At 62.6% G+C, this 24,231-nt stretch carries 20 protein-coding genes and 1 pseudogene; 15 read left to right on the top strand and 6 right to left on the bottom strand.

Going from position 1 to position 24,231, the window contains the following annotated elements:
• Positions 1-28: 28 nt before the first annotated feature.
• From tsf to lpxB, 12 genes and pseudogenes are all read left to right on the top strand, one after another.
• Positions 29-952 carry a translation elongation factor Ts gene (gene tsf, locus NMG46_RS08955; protein WP_254817315.1) on the top strand — a complete coding sequence of 308 codons (924 nt, stop codon included), beginning with the start codon at positions 29-31 and terminating at the stop codon, positions 950-952.
• Between the two features lie 410 nt (positions 953-1,362).
• Positions 1,363-2,085 (top strand): UMP kinase, encoded by a 723-nt coding sequence (pyrH, locus tag NMG46_RS08950; protein ID WP_023674934.1) that lies wholly within the window; start codon positions 1,363-1,365, stop codon positions 2,083-2,085.
• Positions 2,086-2,181: 96 nt separating this feature from the next.
• Positions 2,182-2,736: a ribosome recycling factor gene (frr, locus tag NMG46_RS08945; RefSeq protein ID WP_254817314.1), complete on the top strand. Its 555-nt coding sequence runs from the start codon at positions 2,182-2,184 to the stop codon at positions 2,734-2,736.
• A 32-nt stretch (positions 2,737-2,768) separates the two neighbouring features.
• On the top strand, positions 2,769-3,491 hold the full coding sequence (locus NMG46_RS08940) for an isoprenyl transferase (protein ID WP_254817313.1): 723 nt from the start codon (positions 2,769-2,771) through the stop codon (positions 3,489-3,491).
• A 3-nt stretch (positions 3,492-3,494) separates the two neighbouring features.
• Positions 3,495-4,328 carry a phosphatidate cytidylyltransferase gene (locus NMG46_RS08935; protein ID WP_254817312.1) on the top strand — a complete coding sequence of 278 codons (834 nt, stop codon included), beginning with the start codon at positions 3,495-3,497 and terminating at the stop codon, positions 4,326-4,328.
• A gap of 104 nt (positions 4,329-4,432) precedes the next feature.
• Positions 4,433-5,575, top strand: coding sequence for an RIP metalloprotease RseP (rseP, locus tag NMG46_RS08930; protein WP_254817311.1), 1,143 nt, complete (start codon positions 4,433-4,435; stop codon positions 5,573-5,575).
• A gap of 217 nt (positions 5,576-5,792) precedes the next feature.
• Entirely contained in the window at positions 5,793-8,147 is a 2,355-nt protein-coding gene (gene bamA, locus NMG46_RS08925; RefSeq protein ID WP_254817310.1) for an outer membrane protein assembly factor BamA, read from the top strand.
• 179 nt (positions 8,148-8,326) lie between these two features.
• Positions 8,327-9,385 carry a UDP-3-O-(3-hydroxymyristoyl)glucosamine N-acyltransferase gene (gene lpxD / locus NMG46_RS08920; RefSeq protein WP_254817309.1) on the top strand — a complete coding sequence of 353 codons (1,059 nt, stop codon included), beginning with the start codon at positions 8,327-8,329 and terminating at the stop codon, positions 9,383-9,385.
• The gene (gene fabZ, locus NMG46_RS08915; RefSeq protein ID WP_254817308.1) at positions 9,378-9,842 is read left to right on the top strand and encodes a 3-hydroxyacyl-ACP dehydratase FabZ; all 465 of its coding nucleotides are present in this window, start codon (positions 9,378-9,380) and stop codon (positions 9,840-9,842) included. Before lpxD ends, fabZ begins: the two co-directional genes overlap by 8 nt.
• 13 nt (positions 9,843-9,855) lie before the next feature.
• On the top strand, positions 9,856-10,689 hold the full coding sequence (lpxA, locus tag NMG46_RS08910; protein WP_254817307.1) for an acyl-ACP--UDP-N-acetylglucosamine O-acyltransferase: 834 nt from the start codon (positions 9,856-9,858) through the stop codon (positions 10,687-10,689).
• Positions 10,679-11,598 (top strand): annotated as a pseudogene (locus tag NMG46_RS08905) (LpxI family protein). The gene lpxA and the pseudogene NMG46_RS08905 overlap by 11 nt, the downstream one beginning before the upstream one ends.
• Positions 11,588-12,757, top strand: coding sequence for a lipid-A-disaccharide synthase (lpxB, locus tag NMG46_RS08900; RefSeq protein ID WP_254817306.1), 1,170 nt, complete (start codon positions 11,588-11,590; stop codon positions 12,755-12,757). The pseudogene NMG46_RS08905 and the gene lpxB overlap by 11 nt, the downstream one beginning before the upstream one ends.
• Before the next feature lie 105 nt (positions 12,758-12,862).
• Here lpxB and gltA read toward each other — a convergent pair whose 3' ends face one another.
• Positions 12,863-14,191, bottom strand: a complete 1,329-nt coding sequence (gltA, locus tag NMG46_RS08895) for a citrate synthase (RefSeq protein ID WP_254817305.1) — start codon at positions 14,189-14,191, stop codon at positions 12,863-12,865.
• Positions 14,192-14,370: 179 nt separating this feature from the next.
• On the bottom strand, positions 14,371-15,792 hold the full coding sequence (gltX, locus tag NMG46_RS08890) for a glutamate--tRNA ligase (protein ID WP_254817304.1): 1,422 nt from the start codon (positions 15,790-15,792) through the stop codon (positions 14,371-14,373).
• 96 nt (positions 15,793-15,888) lie between these two features.
• On the opposite strand from gltX, the gene NMG46_RS08885 reads away from it, so the two are divergent.
• A complete protein-coding gene (locus NMG46_RS08885; RefSeq protein ID WP_254817303.1) occupies positions 15,889-18,351 on the top strand; it encodes a ComEC/Rec2 family competence protein in 2,463 nt (820 codons plus the stop codon).
• On the opposite strand, the gene lexA is transcribed toward NMG46_RS08885, so the two are convergent.
• Positions 18,345-19,079: a transcriptional repressor LexA gene (gene lexA, locus NMG46_RS08880; RefSeq protein WP_023674949.1), complete on the bottom strand. Its 735-nt coding sequence runs from the start codon at positions 19,077-19,079 to the stop codon at positions 18,345-18,347. The genes NMG46_RS08885 and lexA overlap by 7 nt on opposite strands.
• 450 nt (positions 19,080-19,529) lie before the next feature.
• Here lexA and kynU point away from each other — a divergent pair, with 450 nt between their 5' ends.
• Together kynU and NMG46_RS08870 are read left to right on the top strand one after the other, a co-directional pair.
• A complete protein-coding gene (kynU, locus tag NMG46_RS08875; protein WP_254817302.1) occupies positions 19,530-20,777 on the top strand; it encodes a kynureninase in 1,248 nt (415 codons plus the stop codon).
• A gap of 96 nt (positions 20,778-20,873) precedes the next feature.
• Positions 20,874-21,704, top strand: coding sequence for an alpha/beta hydrolase (locus tag NMG46_RS08870; RefSeq protein ID WP_254817301.1), 831 nt, complete (start codon positions 20,874-20,876; stop codon positions 21,702-21,704).
• 7 nt (positions 21,705-21,711) lie between these two features.
• On the opposite strand, the gene glp is transcribed toward NMG46_RS08870, so the two are convergent.
• From glp to trpC, 3 genes are read right to left on the bottom strand one after another with little or no spacing between them, the layout of a single operon-like run.
• Positions 21,712-22,917 carry a gephyrin-like molybdotransferase Glp gene (gene glp, locus NMG46_RS08865; RefSeq protein WP_254817300.1) on the bottom strand — a complete coding sequence of 402 codons (1,206 nt, stop codon included), beginning with the start codon at positions 22,915-22,917 and terminating at the stop codon, positions 21,712-21,714.
• Positions 22,917-23,417 (bottom strand): cyclic pyranopterin monophosphate synthase MoaC, encoded by a 501-nt coding sequence (moaC, locus tag NMG46_RS08860; RefSeq protein WP_254817299.1) that lies wholly within the window; start codon positions 23,415-23,417, stop codon positions 22,917-22,919. Before moaC ends, glp begins: the two co-directional genes overlap by 1 nt.
• A gap of 1 nt (position 23,418) precedes the next feature.
• The gene (gene trpC / locus NMG46_RS08855) at positions 23,419-24,231 is read right to left on the bottom strand and encodes an indole-3-glycerol phosphate synthase TrpC (RefSeq protein WP_254817298.1); all 813 of its coding nucleotides are present in this window, start codon (positions 24,229-24,231) and stop codon (positions 23,419-23,421) included.

Here is a 24,231-nt window from a genome sequence, read left to right as displayed (position 1 = left end):
GTCAGTGCATTTAGACAAAGAGGCGACAATGAGCATTTCGGCTGCACAGGTCAAAGAACTCCGCGACTTGACCGGCGCGGGCATGATGGACTGCAAGGCGGCGTTGAACGAGACCAACGGCAATATGGAAGAAGCCATCGACTGGCTGCGCAAGAAGGGCATTTCCAAGGCCGACAAGAAGGCTGGCCGTACCGCTGCCGAAGGCCTGATCGGCGTCGATTCGGGCGTCCGCGAGGCAGCGATCGTCGAGGTCAATTCCGAGACGGACTTCGTTGCCCGCAATGCTGCGTTCCAGGAGATCGTCGCCAACGTCGCGAAGGTCGCGCTTGCCTATGGCGGCAAGACCGAGGCCGTTGCCGCTGCTCCCTATCCGGGCTCGGGCAAGTCGGTCGCCGAGACCATCAAGGACGCCGTCGGCACCATCGGCGAGAATCTGGGCTTCCGCCGCTCGGCCAAGCTCACCGTCGAGCACGGCGCTGTCGCAACCTACGTTCACAATGCGGTCGCGGACGGCCTCGGCAAGCTCGGCGTGCTGGTGGCCATCGAGACGACAGGCAACGCGCATGCCGCGAACGCCTTCGCCCGTCAGGTTGCCATGCATGTCGCTGCCACCAATCCGATGGCCTTGACCACCGAAGAGCTCGATCCGGCCGCGGTGGAGCGCGAGAAGGCGATCTTCGCCGACCAGGCACGCCAGTCCGGCAAGCCGGAAGCGATTATCGAGAAGATGGTCGAGGGCCGTTTGCGCAAGTTCTACGAAGAGGTCGTGCTGCTCAAGCAGGCTTTCGTGCTCAATCCCGACATCACCGTCGAGAAGGCGCTGAAGGATGCCGAACGCGAGATCGGCGCGCCAGCCAAAATCGCTGCCTACCTGCGCTTCGCGCTCGGTGAGGGCATCGAGAAGGAAGAGACCGATTTCGCGGCGGAAGTCGCGGCAGCGGTCAAGAAGTAAACTATTCGTTTAAAAGGCTTTTTCGGCCGGGTGTCCGCGAGGATGCCCGGCCGATTTCTTGCGCGGTGTAGGATCAACTCAAGGACGACCTCGGCGCGCTCGATTTCGACATTGCGCAGGACGTTCGGGCACGGCTCGATGCGGTGAGCCGGTCATTCACACCCTTTCTCGTATTCGTTCTTCGGCTCGGAAATACAGGGTGGCCTTACCGGAGGTCAGACAGTCGGTGACAAGCCGGCGGGCTACATGCCGAACCTGTTCATGCAAGGTGCTTTTGCAGTGTAAGCTGAAGCTGGAAGAGAGTTTTCCGGCTCGGGCGCCGCGTGACATCGTGGCGCCCTTCGTGTATCGGAACGCCCAGTGTTTCGGGGCGTGCCGAAACGCGTCACACGCACGATGACGAGGACCAGATGACGGTGAAGCCCCTCTACCGACGTGTCTTGCTGAAAGCATCGGGCGAAGCGTTGATGGGCGAGCAGCATTTCGGCATCGACGTATCGGTGGTCGACCGCATCGCCGCCGACATCGCCGAGGCCCGCGCATTGGGCATCGAAGTCGGTGTCGTCATAGGGGGCGGCAACATCTTCCGTGGCGTCGCAGTCGCGTCAAAAGGCGGAGACCGCGTCACCGGCGACCATATGGGCATGCTTGCCACCGTCATCAATTCGCTGGCGCTGCGCACCTCGCTCAACAAGATCGGCGTCGACGCCGTGGTGCTGTCGGCGATCGCCATGCCCGAGCTTTGCGAAAGTTTTTCGCAGCGTCAGGCGACCGCCTACATGAACCAGGGCAAGGTCGTTATCTTCGCCGGCGGCACCGGCAATCCGTTCTTCACCACCGATTCGGCTGCAGCCCTTCGCGCCGCCGAGATCGGAGCCGATGCTCTGTTCAAGGGCACCCAGGTCGATGGTGTCTATTCGGCTGATCCCAAGAAGGACCCGCACGCGACACGTTTCGAGCGGATCAGCCATGACGAAGTCATCAAACGCGGGCTTTCGATCATGGATACGGCGGCGATTGCACTTGCGCGCGAAAACAACATTCCGATAATCGTCTATTCGATCCACGAGAAGGGTGGTTTCGGCGATATCCTGAGGGGTGGCGGCCGTTGCACGGTCGTCGCAGACGATTGACCGGACCATGAACCCGAAAGGGATCGGTTGCGGATGAGGCTCGAACAGGGCTTACCCTAAGCAGTGAACCCGGGTTAACGGGTCGAGGAGACGATGATGAGTGGCGAATACGACGATCTCAAACGGCGCATGGACGGGGCGATCGCCGCGTTCAAGCATGATCTGGCTTCGCTGCGCACCGGCCGCGCGTCGAGCAACCTGCTCGATGCCGTCCAGGTGCAGGCCTATGGCACCACCATGCCGATCAACCAGGTGGCAACAGTGTCGGTTCCGGAACCGCGCATGATTTCGGTTTCGGTGTGGGACAAGTCGATGGTCAGCGCGGTCGACCGTGCCATCCGTGAAGCCAATCTCGGGTTCAATCCTATCGTCGACGGTACCAATCTCAGGATTCCGCTGCCCGAGCTCAACGAACAGCGCCGCAGGGAGCTGGTCAAGATCTCGCACGGTTATGCCGAGAATGCCCGCGTCGCCGCGCGACACGTTCGCCGGGACGGCATGGACTTTCTGAAAAAGGCGGAAAAGGACGGCGACATCAGTGAGGACGACCATCGCAAACGGGCCGACCAGGTTCAGAAACTGACCGACGAGACAATCAGCACCATCGACCACCTGCTTTCCGACAAGGAAGCGGAAATCATGCAGGTCTAGGGTCTGGCCACGGCTGGCCCGGAAGTGAGAACATGGCAACGCCCGCGCATGTCGCGATCATCATGGACGGAAACGGACGCTGGGCCAAGGCGCGCGGCTTGCCTCGGCTGGCTGGTCACCGCGCCGGGGTCGAGGCGCTGCGCAAGACAGTGCGCGCCGCCCCCGGCCTCGGCATCTCCTTCCTGACCGTCTACGCTTTCTCGTCGGAAAACTGGTCACGACCGAAATCCGAAGTCAGCGACCTCATGGGCCTGCTGAAGCTTTTCATCCGACGTGACCTCGCCGAGCTGCACCAGAGTGGGGTGCGGATCAGGGTCATCGGTGACAGGGCAGGGCTGCAGCCCGACATAAGGGGCCTGCTTGAAGAAGCCGAAACGCTCACTCTCCGCAACGAAGCGCTGACGCTGGTCATTGCCTTCAATTACGGCGGGCGCGACGAGATCGTGCGCACCGCGCGCAAGCTCGCCACAGCGGTGGCGCGCGGTGAGATCGACAGCGAGGCGATCACGGCCGAGTCCTTTGCCAGCTCGCTCGATACAGAGGGCATTCCGGATCCGGAACTGGTCATCCGCACCAGCGGCGAGCTTCGGTTGTCGAATTTCCTGTTATGGCAGGCTGCCTATAGTGAACTCGTTTTTCTGCCTTGCTACTGGCCCGACTTCAGTCGCGAGCACCTGTCCGATGCACTGCGCGATTTCGCCGGCCGCGAGCGCCGCTTCGGCGGACTTGCCGCCCAAGATGTCGCCTCAGGCTGAGGAATGAGCAACCTCCAACTCCGGGTCATTTCGGCCGTCGTGCTTGCCGTCGTCACGCTTGGCCTGACCTGGCTCGGCGGACTGCCCTTCCGGTTGCTTTGCGCTGCCATGGCGGCAGTGATCTTCTACGAGTGGACGCGGATGAGCCGCCCCGTTGCCCCGGCAGGTGCTGGTGCTATGGCAGGTCTCGGCTTTCTGCCCGAGGCGCTGATCGTGGTCTTTATTGGTGCCCTCGTCGCCGGCCTGCCTGCGTCTTTGCTGCTGCCGCTCGTGGCGGCTCTGGTTGCTGTCACTGCCATCGCGGCGTCGATGCGCAAGGCAGGACCGTGGGAAGCATGCGGCCTTGCCTATGCGGCCGTGTCGGGCTTGTCGCTGGCCTTCTTGCGTGATGGCGACCATTCAGGGCTGCTGGCCGTTCTGTTCCTATTCGCCGTGGTTTGGGCGACCGATATTTTTGCTTATTTCGTCGGCCGCTCCGTCGGTGGCCCAAGGCTGGCGCCGTCGATCTCGCCGGGCAAGACGCGGAGCGGGGCGCTCGGTGGGGTGGTCGGCGGCGTAGTGGCCGGTCTGCTTCTGGCCGCAGTAGCCGGAACGGGCAACCTCGCCGTGCTTGGCGTGGTCGCACTGGTGCTTTCGATCGTCGCGCAGGCCGGCGACCTGTTCGAATCATGGGTCAAGCGACGCCACGGCCGTAAAGATTCCGGCACGCTGATACCCGGCCATGGCGGCATCATGGATCGGGTCGATGGGCTTGTCGCGGCGGCTTTCGCCCTATACGTCATCGGCTGGATTTCCGCGACCGCCGACCATCCGGCACAGGGGCTGTTTCCGGTTTGAACGGCATCGTCGGTGGGCCGGCGCGAGGCTGCGTCATGGATTCGCCTGGATTGATGTCACAGTCGCGGCGTGATCTGCGCCGTGGATGAATTTGAGGGCATGAATTGAACGAGATTTTTCACGCGGTTTTCAGCACGGACGGCCTTGTCCTCGGTACGCTGGTGCCTTTCCTGTTCGTGCTGACCGTGGTCGTGTTCGTCCACGAAATGGGCCATTACCTCGTCGGCCGCTGGTGCGGTATCGGCGCAAAAGCCTTTTCGATCGGTTTCGGCCCTGAGATCATCGGCTTCAACGACAGCCGCGGCACCCGCTGGAAGCTTTGCGCCATACCGCTCGGCGGCTACGTCAAGTTCGTCGGCGATATGAACGCGACGTCGAGCCAGCCCAGCTCGGAGGAGGTCGAGGCGCTGAGCGACGACGAACGCAAGGTTGCCTTCCACACGCAGCCGATCTGGAAGCGGGCGGCGACCGTCGTGGCGGGGCCGCTGTTCAACTTCCTGCTGACGATCGCCGTCTTTGCCGTGCTGTTTTCAATATATGGCCGGCCGGTATACGAGCCGATGGTGGCTGAAGTCACCGCAGGCAGTCCGGCAGCGGCGGCCGGCATCATGCCCGGTGACCGATTCGTCAGCGTCGACGGCAGCAAGGTCGAGACCTTTGCCGACGTCCAGCGTCTGGTTTCGGGCCGCGCCGGCGACAGCATCACCTTCGTTATGTTACGCGGCGGCAAGGAAATCACCGTCACGGCGACGCCGCGCTTGATGGAACAACAAGACGCATTGGGCAACAAAGCCCAGGTGGCCGTGATCGGCGTCGTCAACAACAAGGAACTCGGCCAGCCGCGGCTGATCACCTACAGCCCGGCCGGGGCAGTCGGGGCGGCCGTCCAGGAAACCGGACACGTCATCCAGCGCACCGGCCAGTTCCTGCAGCGTTTCGTTGTTGGCCGCGAGGACAAGTGCCAGCTGGGCGGGCCTATCAAGATCGCCAAGATGTCGGGCCAGGCGGCAAAGCTCGGCTTCGAATTGCTCGTCCAGCTTGTTGCATATCTGTCAGTCGGGATAGGAATTCTCAATCTTCTGCCGATTCCCCCCCTCGACGGAGGGCATCTTCTGTTCTACGGCGTGGAAGCTGTCATCCGACGGCCAGTGTCCGAACGGATGATGGAAATGGCTTATCGGAGCGGCCTCATCCTGGTGCTCGGCTTCATGGGCTTTGTTTTCTGGAACGATCTGTTTGGGTGCTGAAATCATGAAGAAATTTGGCTTCAGCGCGACCAATGTTGAGACGCCGTTTACCATGCGTGGGGATATGCGTGACGCGAAAGCCACGCCACAGGGTTAAGTAAATACAAATTAACCAGAAGCCTTGCGTGTAGGGAAAATCCGGTTAATACGGTAGGGGAAATTACCGCACGTCCGGTTTTCTCGCCGTGGGGACTTCGAGAAAAGGTACAAAAGCCCGATGAAGGCAGCATCCAAGTTTCTGAGCGCCGCGTCCGCGGTGGCTATGTCCGCTGCTCTGGTTGTACCAGGCGCGCTCGCAGTGCAGTTCGTTGCCACATCGGCCGCCGAGGCGGCTGTCGTCTCCAGAGTCGAAGTCACCGGCAATCAGCGTGTCGACGCGGACACCATCCGCAATTACGTGACAATCAAGCCCGGCAAGGCGTTTTCCAGCTCCGACATCGACGATGCGGTCAAGGCGCTGTTTGGCACCGGGCTGTTTTCGGACGTGCAGATCAACCAGGTCGGATCGACGCTGGTCATCAAGGTTTCCGAATACCAGGTCGTCAACCAGGTGCTGTTCCAGGGCAACAAGAAGCTCAAGGACAACGCGCTTGCAGCCGCGGTGCAATTGAAGCCGCGCGGCACCTTCTCGCAACAACAGCTCGACGCCGATGTCGAGGCGGTCAAGGCCGCATACCGGCGTATCGGCCGCGACGATGCCGCCGTGACCACCCAGATCATGGATCTCGGCGACAACCGGGTAAACGTGGTCTTCAACATCAACGAAGGCGGCCGCACCCAGATTGCGGCGATCAATTTCGTCGGCAATAGCGCCTATTCGAGCCGCCGTCTGTCGGACATCATCTCCACCAAGCGCTCGTCCTTCCTGTCGTTCGTGCTGCGCGACGATGTTTATGACGAGGACAAGCTGCGCGCCGACCAAGAGCTGCTGCGCCGCTTCTATTATAATCACGGCTATGCCGACTTCCAGGTCGTCTCGGCTGTCGGCGAACTCGACGACACAACCAACAAATACACCGTTACCATCACGGTGCAGGAGGGCGAGCGTTACACGTTCGGGGACGTCAGCGTCGAAAGCACGATCCCCGAGGTCGACAGCAAGTCGCTTGAATCGGTGGTCGAGACCCACAAGGGCGATGTCTACAACGCCAAGAACGTCGAGGACACGATCATCGCCTTGACCGAAAAGGTCGCTGGATCCGGCTATGCCTTCGCCCAGGTGACGCCGCGCGGCGACCGCAACTTCGAAAACCACACGATCTCGGTGGTCTATACGGTCGATCAGGGCACCAAGGCCTATATCGAGCGCATCGAGATTCGCGGCAACGATCGGACGCGCGACTACGTCATTCGCCGCGAGTTCGATGTCAGCGAAGGCGATGCTTTCAATCAGGTGCTCATCCAGCGCGCGAAGAGGCGGCTGGAAGCGCTCGATTATTTTGAAAAAGTCGAAATTTCCACCGTTCCGGGTTCTGAGCCGGACCAAGTTGTGCTGGTGGTCGATGTGGTCGAGAAATCGACCGGTGAGTTCACGGTCGGCGCCGGTTATTCGACTGGCGGTGAAACGTCAGGTCCGTCCGTCGAAGGCTCCATCAGTGAGCGCAACTTCCTTGGTCGCGGCCAATTTATCAAGGTGGCGGCGGGCGGTGGCAAGAACTCGCGCGACTACAGCTTCTCTTTCACCGAACCCTATTTCCTCGGCCGGCGGATCGCTGCCGGTTTCGACATCTACAAGCAGAGCCGAAACTACACCCATTACGACAGCGATACGACGGGCGCGACCATCCGCTTCGGCCTGCCGATCACCGACAATATCACGACGCAGCTGGCGTATAACATCGCGCAAGAGAAGTACGAGTTCGACGAGGGCTGCGACCCGAACAACAGTTGCGACGTTTCCCAGGCGATCCAAAATGGCGTTAACGAGAGCCCATGGCTCAAGTCTTCGGTCAGTCTCGGTCTGATTTACAATACGATCGACGACATGAAGAACCCGCATGACGGCATTTATGCCAATGTCGGCACCGAAGTGGCCGGTCTCGGCGGCGATGCCAAGTTCATCAAGGTCACGGCGCGCGGCAGCATTTATCAGACGCTGTCCGAACAATTGGATCTGGTAGGCCTCATTTCTGGCGGTGCCGGCCATGTTCAGGGATATGGCAATGGCGACCTGCGCGTCTTCGATCATTTCCAGAGCAGCGAGCGTATGATCCGCGGTTTCGAATATGGCGGCATCGGCCCGGTTGCTTTGGACAACAGCAATGACCATCTCGGCGGCACCACCTACTTCAATGCCTCGGCGGAAGCGCAGTTCCCGCTGCCGGTCATCCCCGAAAGCTTCGGTTTGCGCGGCGCGGTGTTCGCCGATGCGGCAACGCTCTACGGCAGCAAGATTGCCTCCAACCTCGTCAATCAGTCGACGACCGGCATGGAATGGCGCGCTTCTGTCGGCGTCGGCTTGATGTGGGCATCGCCTTTCGGCCCGATCCGCATCGACTATGCGATCCCGGTCAAGAAGGAAAAGACCGACGACGTGCAGGAATTCAACTTCGGCATATCGACCCGCTTCTGATGTGCGGGTAACGATGCTTCCGGCTCGTTTGGATCCGGATGTCAGTGATCCGACACTACAGCGCAGTGCGTCCTATCGGACGCTCAAAGAACGTTGTAGCAATTTGATTTGCGCATGATCCTTTCCGAGGATCGATTTCCGATTTCGGGGTCATGCGCTAGCTGGATATTGCTTCTGGAATGACCGATCCGGTGTTCTTCGCGCCCTCACGCCGGTATACGGCCGGCGAAGTCGCGAATCTGACCGGCTCGATGCTTGTCGATTCCGCTCTCTCCGATGTTTCGATCGACGCTTTGGCTCCCGCCAACGAAGGCGGCGAGAACGCTCTTGTCTTCGTCGATGGCAGGCGCAATTTCGCCCTGATGCAGTCACTGCGGGCGGCAGCGGTTCTCTGCCCTGCCGAATTTGCCGGCAAGGCGCCGGCGGGCATCGCGGTTCTGGTGCATCCGCGCCCGCAGCAGGCTTTCGCAATGGTCGGGCGCCTGCTTTTCCCAGCGGCTGCGACACCTGGACCGATGACCGGCGAAACCGGTATCTCGCCGCACGCCCATATCGATGCGACTGCCCATGTCGAGCCCGGTGCGATCATCGAAGCGGGAGCGGTCATCGGACCGCGCGCTGCCATCGGCAGCGGAACCGTCATTGCCCCTCATGCGGTCATCGGTCCTTCCTCCCAGATTGGCCGCGACGGCTATGTCGGTCCAGGCGCCAGCGTGCAATATGCATTGATCGGCAATCGCGTCATCATCCATGGCGGCGCCAGGATCGGCCAGGATGGCTTCGGCTTCGTGGCCGGCGCCAAGGGTCCGGAGCGGGTTCCGCAGATCGGCCGTGTCATCATCCAGGACGACGTCGAGATCGGGTCGAATACGACCGTCGATCGCGGCGCCATGTCCGACACGATCATCGGCCAGGGCACCAAGATCGACAATCTGGTGCAGGTCGCGCACAACGTTCGCATCGGCCGCAATTGCATAATAGCCGGGCTTTCGGGTATTTCCGGTTCAGTGACGATAGGCGACAACGTCACCATGGGTGGCGGCGTCGGCCTTGCGGATCATTTGACCATCGGGTCCGGCGCCAAGCTTGCCGCAAGAAGCGGGTTTATGAGCAATGTGCCTGCCGGTGAGATTTGGGGAGGATATCCGGCGCAGCCGATGGCGGAAGCCATGCGCGAGATAGCGGCCTTGCGCAGACTTGCACGGACGCGCAGACAGGGTGAGGGGGGAAATGGCTGACATCGCAGCGGCGACGCTCGAAGTGGTTGACATAATGCGGCTGATGAAGCTCCTGCCGCACCGCTATCCGTTCTTGATGATCGACCGTATCGTCGACATAGACGGCGACGAATCCGCAATCGGCATCAAGAACGTCACCATAAACGAGCCGCATTTCCAAGGTCATTTCCCTGACCAGCCGGTCATGCCCGGCGTGCTGATCATCGAGGCGATGGCGCAGACGGCCGGCGCCATCTGCATCCGCAGCCTTGGTACGGAAAAGCCGTCGCTGGTTTATTTCCTGACCATCGACAATGCCAAGTTCCGCAAGCCGGTTGTTCCAGGCGACCAGTTGAAAATTCATGTGAAGAAAATCAAGAAACGCGGCAATCTTCTCAAATTCGCTTGCGAGGCCCTCGTCGATGGCGCCAAGGCGGCGGAAGCCGAGATCTCGGCGATGATGGTCGCAAGCGGCTGACAAACGAATGCTAATGAAAATCCAGACAGTCATCCATCCATCGTCGGTCATCGAGGCAGGCGCCCAAATCGGCGAAGGCGCCCGCATCGGGCCCTTCTGTCACGTCGGCCCCGATGCCGTGATTGGCGACCGCGTCGAACTGGTCAGCCATGTCTCGGTGATTGGCGCGACCACCATCGGTGCATCGACTAAGGTTTATCCGATGGCGATACTGGGCGGACCACCGCAGAACACCAAGCACAAGGGCGGCCGTACCACGCTGGTGATCGGCGAGAACTGCACGATCCGCGAAGGCGTCACCATGCATGTCGGCACCGATTCCAGCCGCGGCGAAACGACGATCGGCGACAACGGCAATTTCCTTGCCTATGCCCACATTGCCCATGACTGCGTGGTCGGCAAGAACGCCACCTTCGCCAATCAAGCGACGTTAGGCGGGCATTGCGAAGTCGGTAACAATGTCTACATCGGCGGCCTTACCGCGGTTCATCAGTTTGTCCGCATCGGCGATAACGCCTTTCTCGGCGGCTGCTCGGCGATCGTCGGCGATGTCATCCCCTACGCCATCGCGGTTGGCAACCGTGCCAGCCTTCGCGGCCTCAACATCATTGGGCTGAAGCGCGCCGGCCTGCCACGTTCGGAGATCCATTTGCTGCGCAAAGCCTATAAGACGATCTTCGATCGCTCCCGGACCGTCGGCGAAAACATCGAATTCGCCAAGGCGGAGTTCGCCTCGTCGCCGACTGCCATGAAGATCGTCGATTTCATTGCCGGTCGCGGCAAGCGGCACTATGCCGTGCCGTCGCTCAAGGGTGGCGACGGCGACGATGCCGATGATGAAGACTGAGAGCAGATGACGAAGATTGAGGCTGCCGGAAAGGGCCTTGATCTCGCGCCAGATGCCAAGGTCGGTATCATCGCCGGCGGCGGCAGCCTCCCGGTCGAAATTGCCCGAGCGCTCGCCCGGCAAGGCAAATTGCCCTTCGTCGTGATGGCGGCGGGCGAGGTCGACCGCATAGCCGATTTCGAGCCCTATGAGCAGGCAACCCTGAGGCTGGAAGACGTCGGCTCGCTGTTGCCGATCCTCAAGCAGCATCACGTTACGCATCTGGTGACCGCGGGTCATATCACGCGCCGCCCCAGGCTGAGCGCCATGCGCCTCAATTTGGGCCTGCTCGCCTGGCTGCCCAGCCTTTTCGTCGGTGTAACCCGGGGAGACGATACGGTGCTGAAATTGTTCGTGCGCAGGATCGAGCGCAGCGGCATCAAAGTCGTCGGCGCTCACGAGATCGTGCCGGAGCTGGTCGCCGCCGAAGGACTGCTGACCAAGGCGGCGCCACGCAAAGCCGACTGGCGCGACATCGAGGCGGCGCACGCGGCGGCAAAAGCCATCGGCGCGCTGGACATCGGCCAAGCGGCTGTTGCGGTCGGCGGCCGCGCCATTGCGCTGGAAGGCGTCGAAGGGACTGACGGGCTGCTCGAGCGGACAAGGGAATTGCGCGGGCACGGCAGGCTGGCGGGCAGGACGCGCGGTGTCCTGGTCAAATGCGCCAAGCCCGGTCAGGAACTGCGTGCCGATCTGCCCTCCATTGGCCCGCTGACCGTCGAGGCGGCGCATGCCGCCGGACTGGCCGGCATTGCCGTAGAAGCCGGCCGCTCGCTGGTGCTCGAAGGTCCCGCCACCATCGGGCGTGCCAATGCGCTCGGCCTGTTCGTGATCGGGCTGCCTGCTGCGGAGCCGGCGCATGGCGAATGAGCGGCCGTTGAAGATAGCCGTCGTCGCCGGCGAGGAGTCCGGCGACCTGCTTGGTGCCGATCTTGTGCAGGCGTTAAAACGCATGACCGGGCGCGACGTTCGGCTTGTCGGCATCGGCGGCCGCCATTTGCGGGCGCTCGGCCTGGCGCCATTGTTCGACGGCAGCGAGATCGCGCTGATGGGGCTTAGCGCCATCCTGCGCGACCTGCCGCGCCTGATGCGGCGGATCGGCCAGACGGCAAACGCGATTGCCGGTGAAAAGCCCGATTGCCTTATCACCATCGACAGTCCGGATTTCTCGCTGCGCGTCGCCAAAAAGGTGCGTGCCGCCGATCCGACTATCCCGATCGTCCACTATGTCTGCCCGAGCGTGTGGGCTTGGCGGCCGGGCAGGGCGGCGGCGATGAAACCGTATGTCGATCACATTCTTTGCGTCCTGCCGTTCGAGGTGAAGGAACTCGCTCGCGTGGGCGGGCCGCCCGGCACCTATGTCGGGCATCGCCTTGCACACGATCCGGGCATAGTCAGTGCCGCCAGGGCGCAGGCGCAGCCGCGTGACCTGTCCGCCGATCACGTCAAAACGTTGCTCGTATTGCCCGGTTCGCGTCGCGGCGAGGTGCGACGCCTGGTCGGGCCGTTCGGCGAGACGGTGTCGACCCTGCGGGCGCGGGGGCACCGCTTGCGCCTGCTGTTGCCGACGGTCCCGCACGTCGCCGACCTCGTCAGGACCTCGGTTGCGAGCTGGGACGAGAAGCCGGAGATCATCCTTGACGCCGAACGCAAATGGCAGGCCTTCGGCAAGGCGGATGCGGCGCTGATCGCGTCGGGGACGGTATCGCTGGAACTTGCACTGGCAGGTGTGCCGATGATCTCCTGCTACCGGCTCGATCCGGTCATGCGCATGGCGCAGCCCCTGATCAAAGTATGGAGTGCAGCCTTGCCCAATCTCATTGCCGACCGGCCGGTTGTGCCGGAACACTACAATCAATATGTGCGGCCGCATTATCTGGCGCGGCAACTGGAAGCGCTGTTCTCCGATACCGCCTGCCGCACCTGGCAGAAGCACGGTTTTGCCGACATTGCCGGGCGTATGGCAACCGCCAAGCCGTCAGGCGAGATTGCTGCGGGGGTGGTGATGGGGATGGTGAGGAAGGGGTGAATAGTGAATAGTGAGTAGGAAATGGTGCTGGCGGTAACAGCCAAGCTGCTTCAGCTACTACTCGCTACTCGCTACTCGCTACTCGCTACTCGCTACTCGCTACCTTCACCGCTTCGCGATCGGCACGTAATCCCGTTCCGGCGCGCCGGTATAGAGCTGGCGCGGGCGACCGATCTTCTGGTGCGGATCCTCGATCATCTCCTTCCACTGCGCGATCCAGCCGACGGTGCGGGCGACCGCGAACAGTACGGTGAACATGGTGGTGGGGAAGCCCAGCGCCTTAAGGGTGATGCCGGAATAAAAATCGACGTTGGGGTAGAGCTTCTTCTCGATGAAATAGGAATCGGTCAGCGCGATCTTTTCCAACTCCATGGCGATGTCGAGCAGCGGATCGTCCTTGATGCCGAGCTCGCCCAGGACTTCGTGCGCCGTTTTCTGCATGATCTTGGCACGCGGATCGTAGTTCTTGTAAACGCGGTGGCCAAAGCCCATCAATCGGAACGGATCGTTCTTATCCTTGGCGCGCGCAATGAATTCCGGGATGTGATCGACATGGCCGATCTCGCCCAGCATGTTCAGCGCTGCCTCGTTGGCGCCGCCATGTGCGGGACCCCACAGGCAGGCGATGCCGGCAGCGATACAGGCAAAGGGATTGGCGCCCGACGAGCCGGCCAGGCGGACGGTCGAAGTCGAGGCGTTCTGTTCGTGATCGGCGTGCAGGATAAAGATGCGCTCCATCGCGCGCGCCAGCACCGGATTGATCTTGTATTCCTCGCAAGGCACGGCGAAGCACATATGCAGGAAGTTGGCTGCGAAATTCAGCTCGTTCTTCGGATAAATGAACGGCTGGCCGATGTGGTATTTGTACGCCATCGCCGCGATTGTGGGCATCTTGGCGATCAGCCGCATTGAGGCGACCATGCGTTGATAAGGATCCGAGATGTCGGTGGAATCGTGATAGAAGGCCGACAGCGCGCCGACCACGCCGCACATCACCGCCATCGGATGCGCATCACGGCGGAAGCCGGTGAAAAAGCGCGACATCTGCTCATGCACCATGGTGTGGCGCGTCACCCGGTAGTCGAAGTCGTCCTTCTGCGCCTTGGTCGGTAATTCACCATAGAGCAAGAGATAGCAGACTTCGAGGAAGTCGCCGTGCTCGGCCAATTGGTCGATCGGGTAGCCGCGGTGCAAAAGAATGCCGGCATCGCCATCGATGAAGGTGATTTCCGATTCGCAGCTCGCCGTCGACGTAAAGCCGGGATCGTAGGTAAAGACGCCGGCGGTATTGTAGAGCGAACCGATGTCGATGACGTCAGGTCCTACCGAACCACTTCGGATCTTGAATTCATGGGTTTTGCCGCCGAGCTCCAGCTTTGCCGTCGATGCCTGGGTTTTGCCGCCAAATTCCATTTTCGTCGCAGGTTCGGTCATAGCAAACTCCTTTTTGTTTCCTCAGGCCGGCAAAGGCAAAATATCTGAACCCAACACGTCAAAAGCATCGGAATATGCACATTTGCGCCCGCAATTGTATCTGCGCGCCAGATTAGGCCAAGGCCCAATGTTGCACTGCGAAACACACCTTTCAATGCCAATCTTCTTGGGCCAGTTCGCTAATCGATTTGATCAGCGATCCGCGCCAGGCTTTCCTCGCGGCCCAGCACGGCAAGCACATCAAAGACACCTGGCGAGGTACTTTTGCCGGTGAGCGCGGCGCGCAAAGGTTGGGCCACGGCGCCGAGTTTATGGCCGCCGGCCTGCGCGTAGTCGCGGATCACGGCTTCCGCCGAGGCAGCAGACCAGTCCGAAACCGTGGCCAGTGCCGCATGAGCGCCCCGCAGGATCGCGCGCGCCTCACCGCTGAGCAGCGCCGCCGCCTTCTCGTCGACCGGCAGCGGCCGCTCGACGAACAGGAATGCAGCCCCTTCAACAAGTTCGACCAGCGTCTTGGCGCGCTCCTTCAGGCCCGGCAAAGCGGCAAGCAGTTGCGCCCTGCGTCCGTCGTCGAGGCGCGCGGCGATTGCCGGGCCGCCTTCGAGATATGGCAGAGTGGTGACGAAGGTGTCGAGCAGCGCCTCGTCGTTCATCCGTCGCATATGCACGCCATTAAGCGCCTCGAGCTTGGCGAAGTCGAAACGGGCGGCGCCCTTGTTGACGTCGCCAATGTCGAACCATGCAATCATGTCGGCGATCGACATGATCTCATCGTCGCCGTGGCTCCAGCCAAGCCTCGCCAGATAGTTGAGCAGCGCCTCCGGCAGGTAGCCCATGGCGCGATAGGCCTCGACGCCAAGCGCACCGTGCCGCTTCGACAGCTTGGCGCCGTCGGAACCGTGGATCAGCGGGATATGCGACATCGACGGCACCTCCCAGCCCATGGCCTGGTAGATTACGGTCTGGCGTGCGGCGTTGGTCAAATGATCGTCGCCGCGGATGATGTGGGTGATGCCCATGTCGTGATCGTCGACAACGACGGCATGCATGTAGGTCGGATTGCCGTCCGAGCGCAGAATAATGAAATCGTCGAGATCCTTGTTGGGAAAACGCACGTCGCCCTGGACGCGGTCATGCACCACCGTCTCGCCGTCTGTCGGCGCCTTGATGCGGATCGCCCCCTTGGCGCCGGGCGGCGCCTCCGACGGGTCGCGGTCGCGCCAGCGTCCGTCATAGCGGGGAGGCAGCCCCTTGGCTCGCGCGCTCTCGCGCATTGCTTCCAGCTCGGCAGGCGTCGCGTAACAATAATAGGCCTTGCCCATGCGAACGAGCTCCTCGGCCACCTCGCGATGGCGCGGCGCACGCTCGAATTGCGACACCGGCTCACCGTCCCATGTCAGGCCAAGCCAGGAAAGCCCGTCGAGAATGGCCGCGGTTGCCGCATCGGTGGAGCGCTCGCGGTCGGTGTCTTCGATGCGCAGCAGCATCGTGCCGCCTGTGTGCTTGGCATACAGCCAGTTGAACAGCGCCGTGCGCGCGCCGCCAATATGCAGATAACCGGTGGGCGAGGGGGCAAAACGGGTGACGACCTTATCGGGCATGGAACTCTCAGGCGGGCCAAGGAAGTGGGTTTGCGGACTTTCGCGCGTTGCGCGTTCATGTAGCATAGGAGGTCGAGGGCGCAAGGGGCAGACCCAATGGCTGTGCGAAGCCGTGGTGCGGGCGAGGGCGAGGACGCTGGTAGCGGCGTCAGCGAACGCTTGCTGTTTGCCGCTCCCCCGCCTGCCCTGCCGGCACCGGCATTGCTGCCCGCTCCGCGCTTCGATGCGCCGTCGCTGCCGGCCAGCGACCCAGCAACGGTTCTCGTGCCCGCGGGCGAGCCCATCGTGCGCCTACGCCGTCGTTTCCGCCTCCCGTCACCGTCCCGTATCCGCAACGGCGTAACCTCGGCAGCCGGCCTGGAACTCGACCGTGGGGTCGCCTTCCTGCTGGTGCCGGTGTTCCTCGCATGCGGGGTGGTCGTATATTTCGCGCTGTCGGTGGAGCCAGCCTTTCCGCAGCCGATCGCAATCGTGCTCCTCGCGGCCGTTTGTGCCGTCATGTCGCGGTCATGGCCCAGAACCCGCCTGTGCTTCATGGTGGCGCTGCTCTGCGCGCTTGGCGTGCTTGCCGCCAAGTTCGAGACCTGGCGTGTCGGGACGCATATGCTCGGTTCCGAAATCTCGACGCGGCTGACGGGTCGTGTCGTATCGTACGAGCCCATGGCGGGCGGCCGCATCAGGCTGACGATCGATGTGATCTCAACCGCCAGGCCGACGCTGCGCTACATGCCGGAACGGGTCCGCATTTCGGCGATGAAGATACCGGCTGAGCTGGCCGCTGGTTCCGAGATCGCCGGCTATGTGCGGTTGCTGCCGCCGACCGGCCCGGTGCGGCCCGACAGCTATGATTTCTCCTTCGACAGCTATTTCGCCGGTATCGGCGGCAGCGGCTTCTTTCTCGGCAATCCGAAAGTCGTGGCTTCGGGCAGCATGCCGCTTGCCGCGCGGCTTTCTTCCGCGATCGAAGACGCGCGCGAATCCATCGCCGACCGTATCCGCAGCCGCATCGGCGGCGCCGAGGGCGAGATTGCTGCTGCGCTGATCGTTGGCGTGCGCGCCGGCATTCCCGAGGAGATCAACGAAGCGATGCGGCGTACAGGCATCTACCACATCATCTCCATCTCGGGGCTGCATATGGCGTTGGTCGCCGGCACCATCAGGGCGCTGCTGCGCGGTGCCTTTGCGCTGTTTCCCGACTTCTCATCGCGACGGCCGGTCAAAAAATATGCCGCAGCCGCCGCGCTTTTTTCGATTGCGGCGTACCTCGTCTTTTCCGGCATTGTGGTGGCGGCCGAACGCAGCTTCATCATGCTGGCGGTGATGCTCATCGCCGTGCTGTTCGACCGGGCCGCGCTCACCATGCGCAATCTGGCGATCTCGGCAATCGCGGTCATCGTGGTGTCGCCGCACGAGGTGGTCGGTCCGAGTTTCCAGATGTCCTTCGCCGCGACGGCGGCCCTTGTCGGCGCCTATGCCGGCTGGTCCGATTACCGCACCGGCAGGGCTACCACGCCGCCGCCCCGGCGGTCGCCGCTACGCTTGGCCACGCGAAAGGTCCTGCTGGGCATGGGCGGCCTGGCGACGACCTCGATCATTGCAGGGAGCGCCACGGCGCTTTTCGCCATATGGCATTTCCAGCGCGTGGCGCCGCTCAGCCTGTTCGCCAATCTGGCCATCATGCCCATCGTCTCACTGGTCGTCATGCCCTTCGCCGTCCTCAGCGCGCTGGCGATGCCGTTCGGCGCGGATGGACCTTTCCTATACGTGATGGGCAAGGGGCTGACGGCGATGATCGCCCTGTCCGCGTGGATCTCCGAGCGCTCGCCGATCGATGCGGTGGGGTTGATTTCGCTGAGATCTGTCCTTTTGGTCACGATCGCCCTCGTCATTGCCAGCATGGCGACGACCTGGTTGCGGCTCGCGGCAATTCCTTTTGCGCTCGCCGGCTTGCTAACAACAACGCAGACGCGCGTACCCGACGTATTGATCTCGGAGGACGCACGGCTGGTCGCGCTGCCGATCGGCAGCGGTGAGCTCGCGGTCAACCGGGCACGTCCGAATGAGTTCACCATCGACAACTGGAAACGCGCGCTCACATCAGAGGCTATCGTCGCGCCGGAAACACCTGGAAAGAACGATCCGCAATTCGACATTGCCGATCCGGCCGACCTACCGCCGGGCATGCCCTTCATTTGCACGGACGGTCTCTGCCTCGCCAGGCATCCATCCGGCGCGATCATTGCGCAAGCCAAGGATCGCGATACCGCACGGCCAGCCTGCGCCTTCGCCAGCTTGGTCGTCATCGACGACGCCACCGCCCATAATCCCTGCTACTACGACCGGCTGGTCCTCGTCGTCACAAAACGGCAACTGGCGCGCGCAGGAAGTGCGGCCGTCTATTTCGATCCACAAGCGGCAACACGCGCCGAAATCCGCTTCGCCGTCGAAAAATCATACCGGCCCTGGCACGTGCAGCGGAAATTTTCACGCGCGGCGCGCGGCCTGCCGCCATACCGGGCCGACAATCCAAAAGCCGGCACCAAGGGCGCAACTCAGTAGCGGCGGATCAGCCCAACGAGCTTGCCCTGCACCTTGACCCTGTCTGGTCCAAAGATGCGCGTCTCGTAGGCCGGATTGGCGGCCTCCAGGGCGATCGAGGCGCCCTTGCGGCGGAACCGCTTCAGCGTCGCTTCCTCCTCGTCGACCAGGGCCACCACGATCTCACCGGGGCTCGCCGTATCGGCATTGCGGATGATCACCGTGTCGCCGTCGAAAATGCCAGCCTCGATCATCGAATCGCCTTTGACCTCGAGCGCATAATGCTCGCCGCCCATGATCATATCCGGCGGCACCGAAATCGAATGCGTCTGGTGCTGGATAGCATCGATCGGCACACCGGCGGCGATGCGGCCCATTACCGGGATCGAAACGGCGGCGACGACATCGTCGTCATTGCCGGCTGCAGGGACGCGCGACGATGTCGGCTTGCCCTGCCGAGGGGCACCTTGCCCAAGACTGCCCTGGATGACACTCGGCGAGAACTTGCGTGCCGCATTGAGGCCGGGGGCGATCGAGTCAGGCAGGCGTAGTACCTCCAGCGCACGGGCCCGGTTGGGCAAACGGCGAATGAAGCCGCGCTCCTCCAGCGCCGTAATCAGTCGGTGGATTCCGGATTTGGAAGCCAGGTCGAGCGCTTCCTTCATCTCGTCGAAGGAAGGTGGGATACCGCTTTCCTTCAACCTTTCGTGGATGAACATAAGCAGTTCGTGTTGTTTGCGTGTCAGCATAGCGACCCCCAACAGAATCAGAAAACAAACCCAGAACAGACACTATCTGTTCCAGTTGTGTTCCGCAACTGTTTAAAGTTTAATGAATGCGTTAAGGCTCGGGAAACAAACGACGTCCCCCTACCGGCGTACCGCATTTTCACCACCGCGAGCCTCATCGCCTTGATTCTGCTTTCGTTTGCGCCCTTCTGTCGTCCCGGAAGGGCGCATTGGCATCGGTCGTCGGTCGGCAAAGGGCACGGAAGTGAACCCCAATCGAATGTGCGGTTTGGTCAATGCACCGTGAACGAAACGAATTCAAAACGCCAACCTCAGGGTTAAGTCCCGGTTTCCACCGCCTGGTCAGGCTGCTTCTCGCCGATGGAGCCTTGCTACGCGCTACCCGGTAATGGAAGAACAGTTGATGCGTGTCCGGCGTTGCGTTGGATTTTTTGGGGGAGCAGGTAAATCATGACGGGAATTCCCGATCTCGCGGCCATAAGGGCGATGGATGCCGCAGATCCGCTGGGCGCGATGCGCGACCGCTTTGTGTTGCCGCAAGGAGTGATCTATCTCGACGGCAATTCGCTAGGAGCTGCTTCACGTGCCGCTTTCGATGAACTGCACAAGGCCGCGACCGAGGAATGGTCGCATGATCTCATCCGCGCATGGAACACGGCCGGCTGGTTCAACATGCCGCTTGAACTTGGCAACCAGCTCGGGCGCCTGATCGGTGCCGCGGTCGGCCAGACGGTGGTCTGCGACACGACGTCGGTCAACATCTACAAGCTGCTGCACGCCGCCATGGCCATGCGACCGGAGCGGCAGGCCATCGTCGCCGAGGGCGATAGTTTTCCGACAGACCTCTACATGGCTGAGGGTGTGGTTTCGACGCGAAAAGATACGCTGCTGCGCCTCTCGGGGGTCGACGCGCCGACCATCGAGGAGCTGATCGACGATCGCACCGCCGTGGTGCTGGTCAACCACGTCAACTACAAATCGGGCGAACTGCGCGACATGCCGGCTCTGACGCGCAGGGCCCAGGAAGCCGGGGCGATGATCGTCTGGGATCTCTGCCACACCGCTGGCGCGATGCCAGTCGAGCTCGACAAAGCAAACGCCGATTTTGCCGTTGGCTGCACCTACAAATATCTGAATGGCGGCCCGGGCGCGCCTGCCTTCATCTATGCGGCTGAGCGGCATCTTGCCGACATTCAGCAGCCGCTCACCGGCTGGTGGGGCCATGCACGGCCCTTCGCCTTCGAGCCAGGCTATGCGGCCGGTACCGGCATCCGCCGGTTTCTGTGCGGCACCCAGCCCATCCTTTCGATGCGCACGCTGAAGGGCGCGCTCGACATCTGGGACGATGTCGACATGACTGCGGTGCGCAAGAAGAGCATCGCACTGGCCGATCTGTTCATCGAGCTTGTCGAGGCAAAGTGCGGCACTTACGGCCTCACGCTCGAAAGCACACGCGATGGGGAAAAACGCGGCAGCCAGATTTCATTCATGCATGAGCATGGCTATCAGATCATGCGCGCGCTGATCGAACGTGGCGTGATCGGCGATTTTCGCGCGCCATCGACCATGCGCTTCGGCTTCACCCCGCTCTATGTCGGCTATGCCGATGTCTGGCAGGCCGTCGAAGTGCTTGAGGACATCCTGCGCACCGGTGCGTGGAAGGATGCGCGCTTCGCCATCAAGGCGGCTGTCACTTGAGATTGATGCGAGAGCTGGAATCGTGAGGCTGGCGATGATGCGCCGCGCGATGCTCGCGGCTAGGTTGCAAGGCCATATTGCCAGGGAGGGCGCAGGGTGTTCGAACGTCATATTGCCGATTGGGACAACGCCTATGCCAACGGCGCCAACATAGCCGGCAGCGATCGCTGGCCGGCGGCCTGGGTCGAGCCCGCGCAGGTTTTCCGCGAGGCGCTTTCGACCGAGGGCAGGGCGCGGCTCGACCTGGCCTATGGCGATAACCCACGCAACCGGCTCGATCTTTTCCTGCCGGCCACCAAGCCGAAGGGGGTCGTGGTGTTCGTCCATGGCGGCTACTGGATGGCATTCGACAAGAGTTTCTGGTCACATCTTGCCGCGGGCGCTGTTGATCGCGGCTATGCAGTTGCCATGCCGTCCTACACGCTCTGTCCGCAGATACGCATTGGCAGCATCGTCAAGGAAGTCGGCGCGGCGATAGGCAAGGCGGCGGCGATGGTCGCAGGGCCGCTGATGCTGACCGGGCACTCGGCCGGCGGCCATCTTGTTAGCCGGATGGTTACCAGGACGACGCCGCTGGCGCCCGAAGTGGTCCGGCGCGTTCGTCACGTGGTGTCGATCTCGGGGGTGCATGATTTGCGCCCGATCATGCGCACCGGCATGAACGAGACGCTGGCGATCGATGAGGCCGAGGCGCAGGCCGAAAGTCCGGTGCTGCTGCGCCCGATGGAAAAGGCCCGCCTGACCTGCTGGGCCGGCGGCGGCGAGCGCGCCGAATTCCTGCGCCAGAGCGCGTTGCTGGCCAACATCTGGATCGGCCTGGGTGCCGCGACCAGCTCCGTAGTCGAGCCCGACCGGCATCATTTCAACATCATCGACGGTTTGGCCGATCCAGACCATCCGCTGACCCGGACCTTGACCTCGGAGTGAGGCAGGTTCAGCGTAGCATCAGCACGTCGCAGGGGGAGCCCGCCGCCGCAGCAGGCGCGAACGGCGCGCGGACGATCAGCCCATTGGCATCGGCCAGCATTTTCAGCATCGAGGAGTCCTGGATGCCGAACGGCGTCGCCACGAGCGCACCGGCGTCGTCTGTGACAACAGCCCGCACATAATCTTGCCTGAGATCGTTGGCCGGCATGGCAGCACCGAGCCGTGCCCGACGGATATCCTGCTGAAAGGCGCGGCCGCCGAGCCGCGCCAGCAGCGGCTTCAGGAAGAGCTGAGCGCAGACCAGGCTCGCTACGGGATTGCCGGGCAGGCCGATGCAGCGAATGTCGCCCAGCCGCCCGAACATCAGCGGCTTGCCCGGTCGCATTGCGATCTTCCAGAAATCGAGCGTCATGCCTTGCCCGGTCAGCACGTCATGGACGAAGTCGTGGTCGCCGACCGAGGCACCGCCCAGCGTGACGATGACGTTCGCGCCAGCCTTCACGGCCTTTTCAACCAATGCCGCGATCGCCTCCCTGCGGTCCGGCGCGATACCGAGGTCGAGCGCCCGCGCACCGACCGACTGTGCGGCGGCAGCGACACCATAAGCGTTGGAGGAGATGATCTGGTCGGGGCCAAGCTCGCTGCCCGGCGGCAGCAATTCGTCGCCGGTGGCGATGATGGCGACCAGCGGCCGTTTTACCACGACGATCTCGGGGTGGTTGGCCGATGCCGCCAGCGACAAGGCGGCCGAATCGAGCAGGCGGCCTTTGGGCAACAGGACATCGCCCCTGGCGAAATCGAGCCCAAGGCGGCGGATGTTGCGCCCCTGTACCGTCGGCTCCGTCACTTCGACGCTGCCGCCGCCGAGGTCGCGGACGTTCTCCTGGATGACGATAGTGTCGGTGCCTGCGGGAAGCGGCGCGCCGGTAAAGATGCGCACGGCCTGCCGCTGCTGCACCGTTCCGGCAAAGCCGCGTCCGGCCGGCGCCATGCCGATCACCGAAAGCCTTGCCGGTATGGACGCGATGTCGGCCGCCCGCACGGCATAGCCGTCCATGGCGGAGGCGTTGAACGGCGGCTGGGTGCGGAGCGCCACAACCGGCTCCGCCAGCACGCGGTCGGCGGCATCCAGCAGCGCGACACGTTCGCCCGGCAGCGCAACTGCTCCGTCCAGCAGGCGCTCGAGCGCCTCGGCAACTGGGACCAGCGCCATTAGCGGCCTGCCTCGGTGGCCCCGGTGATCTTGTAGTCGCCGGATTTACCGCCGGTCTTTTCAACCAGCCTGATGCCGGAGATGACCATGGCGCGGTCGACCGCCTTGGCCATGTCGTAGATGGTCAGGCAAGCGACCGAGACGGCACTCAAGGCCTCCATTTCAACGCCGGTCTTGCCGATGACGCGGGTCAATGCCGTCACCTTCAGGCCGGGCAGTGCGGCGTCCGGCTCGATATCGACAGATATCCTGGTCAGCAGCAGCGGATGGCAAAGCGGGATCAGTTCATGCGTCTTCTTGGCCGCCATGATGCCGGCAATGCGCGCGGTGCCCAGCACGTCGCCCTTCTTGGCGTCGCCGGCGAGGATCATGTCCAGCGTCTCGGGCCGCATCGCCACAAAACCTTCCGCGACTGCCGTGCGCACCGTCTCAGCCTTGTCGCCGACATCGACCATGTTGGCTTCGCCCTGCGCGCCAAGATGGGTGAGGGCGGCCGCCATCTCAGATCGCCTCTGCCGGCGCCTTGCCCGTCAAAAGCAGGCGCGTTGCCGCAGCCACGTCCTGCTGGCGCATCAGGCTCTCGCCGACCAGAAAAGTGGCGATGCCGCTCCGCTCCAGCCGGCGGCAATCGTCATGCGAAAAGATCCCGCTCTCACTGACCAGAAGGCGGCCGCCCGGCACCATCGCTACCAGCCGTTCCGAGGTCTCGAGGCTGGTTTCGAAGGTCCGGAGATTGCGGTTGTTGATGCCGATCAGCCGCGACGACAGCCGCAGCGCACGTTCCATTTCCGCCTCGTCATGCACTTCGACCAGCGCGTCCATGCCGAGCCCGAAAGCTGTCGCTTCGAGTTCTCTTGCCAACGCGTCGTCGACGCTGGCCATAATGATCAGGATGGCATCGGCGCCCCATGCCCTGGCCTCGTAGACCTGATAGGGGTCGAACAGGAAATCCTTGCGCAAGGCAGGCAACTCGACGGCAGCGCGCGCAGCGGTGAGGAATTCGGGCGCGCCTTGGAAAGAGGGTGTGTCGGTCAGCACCGAAAGGCAGGCGGCACCGCCTTTCGCATAGGCCCTGGCCAGCGCCGGCGGATCGAAATCGGCGCGGATCAGGCCTTTGGATGGGCTAGCCTTCTTGATTTCGGCAATCAGCGCGAACCCGCCGGATTTGCGCCTGGTCTCAAGGGCGGAAAGAAAGCCGCGCGGCGCGTCGGCATGCGTCGCCCGTGCCTTGATCTCGGCCAATGGCACGCGTGCTTTAGCCGCCGCGATCTCGTCGCGCTTGTAAGCCTCGATCTTGCGCAGGATGTCGGACAT

The organism is Mesorhizobium sp. LMG 17147 (assembly GCF_024297145.1).
Lineage (GTDB): Bacteria > Pseudomonadota > Alphaproteobacteria > Rhizobiales > Rhizobiaceae > Mesorhizobium.
The sequence above is the reverse complement of the archived record's forward strand: the minus strand, read 5'-3'. Positions and strand labels throughout refer to the sequence as shown.

What these genes read in the sequence shown, in the direction of transcription:
- kynU (WP_254817302.1), top strand. Translation starts at nt 19,530, where the DNA reads ATGACGGGAATTCCCGATCTCGCGGCCATAAGGGCGATGGATGCCGCA.
- glp (WP_254817300.1), bottom strand. Translation starts at nt 22,917, where the DNA reads ATGGCGCTGGTCCCAGTTGCCGAGGCGCTCGAGCGCCTGCTGGACGGA.
- lpxB (WP_254817306.1), top strand. Translation starts at nt 11,588, where the DNA reads ATGGCGAATGAGCGGCCGTTGAAGATAGCCGTCGTCGCCGGCGAGGAG.
- gltX (WP_254817304.1), bottom strand. Translation starts at nt 15,792, where the DNA reads ATGCCCGATAAGGTCGTCACCCGTTTTGCCCCCTCGCCCACCGGTTAT.
- fabZ (WP_254817308.1), top strand. Translation starts at nt 9,378, where the DNA reads ATGGCTGACATCGCAGCGGCGACGCTCGAAGTGGTTGACATAATGCGG.
- pyrH (WP_023674934.1), top strand. Translation starts at nt 1,363, where the DNA reads ATGACGGTGAAGCCCCTCTACCGACGTGTCTTGCTGAAAGCATCGGGC.
- frr (WP_254817314.1), top strand. Translation starts at nt 2,182, where the DNA reads ATGAGTGGCGAATACGACGATCTCAAACGGCGCATGGACGGGGCGATC.
- bamA (WP_254817310.1), top strand. Translation starts at nt 5,793, where the DNA reads ATGAAGGCAGCATCCAAGTTTCTGAGCGCCGCGTCCGCGGTGGCTATG.
- lexA (WP_023674949.1), bottom strand. Translation starts at nt 19,079, where the DNA reads ATGCTGACACGCAAACAACACGAACTGCTTATGTTCATCCACGAAAGG.
- lpxA (WP_254817307.1), top strand. Translation starts at nt 9,856, where the DNA reads ATGAAAATCCAGACAGTCATCCATCCATCGTCGGTCATCGAGGCAGGC.
- gltA (WP_254817305.1), bottom strand. Translation starts at nt 14,191, where the DNA reads ATGACCGAACCTGCGACGAAAATGGAATTTGGCGGCAAAACCCAGGCA.
- trpC (WP_254817298.1), bottom strand. Translation starts at nt 24,231, where the DNA reads ATGTCCGACATCCTGCGCAAGATCGAGGCTTACAAGCGCGACGAGATC.
- NMG46_RS08935 (WP_254817312.1), top strand. Translation starts at nt 3,495, where the DNA reads ATGAGCAACCTCCAACTCCGGGTCATTTCGGCCGTCGTGCTTGCCGTC.
- NMG46_RS08940 (WP_254817313.1), top strand. Translation starts at nt 2,769, where the DNA reads ATGGCAACGCCCGCGCATGTCGCGATCATCATGGACGGAAACGGACGC.
- lpxD (WP_254817309.1), top strand. Translation starts at nt 8,327, where the DNA reads ATGACCGATCCGGTGTTCTTCGCGCCCTCACGCCGGTATACGGCCGGC.
- moaC (WP_254817299.1), bottom strand. Translation starts at nt 23,417, where the DNA reads ATGGCGGCCGCCCTCACCCATCTTGGCGCGCAGGGCGAAGCCAACATG.
- NMG46_RS08885 (WP_254817303.1), top strand. Translation starts at nt 15,889, where the DNA reads ATGGCTGTGCGAAGCCGTGGTGCGGGCGAGGGCGAGGACGCTGGTAGC.
- tsf (WP_254817315.1), top strand. Translation starts at nt 29, where the DNA reads ATGAGCATTTCGGCTGCACAGGTCAAAGAACTCCGCGACTTGACCGGC.